Origin of the sequence: Bacteroides caecigallinarum, assembly GCF_021530995.1 — a bacterium.
Lineage (GTDB): Bacteria > Bacteroidota > Bacteroidia > Bacteroidales > Bacteroidaceae > Phocaeicola > Phocaeicola faecigallinarum.
In genome coordinates, this window is sequence record NZ_JADYTF010000197.1 from 1 (window position 1) to 2,850 (window position 2,850).

Here is a 2,850-nt window from a genome sequence, read left to right on the forward strand (position 1 = left end):
TCTGTGAACAGTAATTTCAGGAAAATCATGTAACAACATCAGCAATATTCCTTCTTCATTCATATTCTTGGCTTTTACTACCATAGTTACATAATGTACAGGATTACCGTTGGAATCTGTCTTATCTTCCATTTCATAAGAACTGATAATAAAATTCTTAGAACTGAACAAGGCTGAAATCTTTTTAAGAGAATCCTGATTGTGAGTAGAATATTCCACAATCATACTCCTTAAACTTATACCTTTAAAGAAATAGTTCAGAACTTCCACACCTATGAGAAAAAGCACTGTGGCAGTAATTCCCATTACGTACATACCGGCTCCTATGGCAAGTCCGATTCCCGATGTAGCCCATATACCAGCCGCCGTGGTCAGACCGCGGACTATCTGTTTCTGAAGCAGTATTATCGTACCAGCTCCTATAAAACCTATTCCGCTTACCACCTGGGCAGCCAGACGGCTCGGATCAAGCCTTACAAGATCTGTCTCCAGAACCTCGGAAAAGCCGTATTGTGAGACTATCATCATCAGCGCACTGCCCAGAGCTACAAGGAAATGAGTCCTATAGCCGGCTTCTTTTGAGCGATACTCCCTCTCCAGACCTATAATAGCTCCCATAAGGCTGGCAACTACCAGCCTTACGATAAATTCTGTGTACATTTCCATAATCAATAATGCTTAACACAAATATAAGCATTGTTTATGAAAAAAGCAATAATCAACACATTCTGCTCATCCTTGCTATGAGTTCGTCTCCCAATTCTCCTTTAATCTTGATATGCTCAAGAACTGCCTCTACGAAAGGATTACTTTCAAAGAATCCTCTAACCTGGTCAAAATCAAGCTTTTGTTCTTCTCTGCTACCATCGGCTCCGAATCCGGTCATTGCTGATAGCGAGAATTCTTTCTTGGCATCTTCATAAACCATTCTGTCAAGGCCTATCACAGCTTCTTTCCACTTCTCTACGATAGCGATAATGTCTTCTTTCGTGATCTTATCTGCATCGAGACCAAAGAATTCAAGCATCTTGCCGTATGCCCAAGTCCATTCGTAGGTGTAGTAGTTATTGTGCATCTCTGTTAGTTGAGTATCAATCTTTTCCACAGAATCAAGCACACCGCATTCAATATCAGCCATCAGACGGTCTATCTCGCTACGAGGAGCTATAAGTCCCGATACATCTACCCATTCGCCTGTACCAATGACCGTGTCCGGTTTAAGTCTTTCACGTATTTCCTCGTCAGTCTTGAACTCCGTTATCTCCAGGCGTTTTATCACCGAATTACCAAGGAACTTGGTGATACCTGTCTCATAGAATTTTATACCCTTGTTCAGTGATGAATTCTTTATCTTGGCACTCTGATATGAATATGTCTCCGATGTCTCGCCTGATACTCTTGCAAGGTCTTTCAGTATCTGACGTCCCTTGAACATTTTCTGTATTGTGTACGGACTGAGGAGATTATAGTTGACCTTGTCCATTCGGCAAGGGTCTTTTCTGTTATCACGTTTAGGCCACTTCTGGGCATCGCGGATAGTTCCCACACTGCGGAGATTTACACCTGGCATGAGGTATGTGGTATTCTTCTCCTCGATGAGGTATGAGAAAGGCAGATTCGTAGTATCAGGATGAGCCACGTGGCGTCCCATGACGAGTGAGAATGCTCCAATACGTGCAGGCCATAGGATATAAGAGTCGGAAGCTGTTTTGGCGCCCCTCTCCATTATACCCTGGTGGATAGGTCCAAGCTTGTACATATGGTTACTCTGATTTGAACCAGAACCGGCATTCATAAACGAGAACATTCCGGCAATGAGCAGAGTTGATTTATGGTGAGTAACGGTGAAAGGACCTGCAAAGATGGCACAAGCCTCGCCGTTTTCCTCCTGACAGTTGCAGAAGAAAAGGGAATCGGATGCCGAGTAGTTATGTCCCATGTGGCATGACTGACCTACGAAACATCTTGTCAGCATAGTACCGTCTTCAATGTGCGAACCGCTTGAGATGATGAAATCATCGCATATCACACCGTAACCGATGTGTACAGGAGCTGTCTCGTTACTGTTCAGGCTACCGTTTTTCAGTCGTCCTGCACTCTCTATCTTACAGAAACTACCGATACGAACATTCTTGATATATCCTGTATCAACAATCATGGCATCATTGCCTACATAGCCGTATTCAGAAGCTATCTCATCGGCATACTTCATAACCAGTGACTTCATCTTGGCAGCCAGGTCGGGACGATGTCTGTACATGGCAGCTATATAAGCCTCGTGAGCTGATAATTTGTCATGAATTATTACCTCTCGACCACCAGTCTCACTAAGCACGGACACTTCTGTACCATTTCCGAAAGTGGAACGTCTATCCACTACCATACAATCAACATTTTCGATGAAAACTCTGTCCGAAATGACATAATTAGCGATGTAGTTCTTTATATTCTCTATGCAACAGTCATCGCCTATCGTGACATTATGAAGGATGGCATTTCTAATTCCTGAAGATTTCTTTACTCCTCCGGCTAGTGTAAACTCACCGTTTAACTCCCCTATTCTTATCTTGCCAGACATTCTTACGTGCCAGACTTTCGAAGCATCGAATCCTTCGGCTACTGTTACGTCTGACCAGTTTTCGGCACAACATCCTTGTGCAATAAGTGTATCAATCTCAGCCTCTGTGAGATTTCTAAAAGTATGTTCCATAAAATTCATTTCTTGTTTTCATTCTTAAGGCAAAGATAATGACATATTTTATTGCATACAAGAAGGGAACGATACATTTTGACATTAAAAGCATATTTTTTTATTATAATATATTACAAAAGAGTCTTGAAATTTTACCT

2 protein-coding genes are annotated in these 2,850 nt (G+C 42.1%); both read right to left on the minus strand.

The window, feature by feature from the left end:
• On the minus strand, nt 1–666 hold a 666-nt coding region (locus tag I6E24_RS15870), incomplete at its 3' end, for an MgtC/SapB family protein (RefSeq protein ID WP_235329635.1).
• A 52-nt stretch (nt 667–718) separates the two neighbouring features.
• On the minus strand, nt 719–2,710 hold the full coding sequence (locus I6E24_RS15875; protein WP_235329637.1) for a DUF4954 family protein: 1,992 nt from the start codon (nt 2,708–2,710) through the stop codon (nt 719–721).
• Between the last annotated feature and the right edge of the window lie 140 nt (nt 2,711–2,850).

Bases quoted from the DNA above. Each gene is read 5' to 3' on its own strand.
- I6E24_RS15875 (WP_235329637.1), bottom strand. From the start codon at position 2,710: ATGGAACATACTTTTAGAAATCTCACAGAGGCTGAGATTGATACACTT.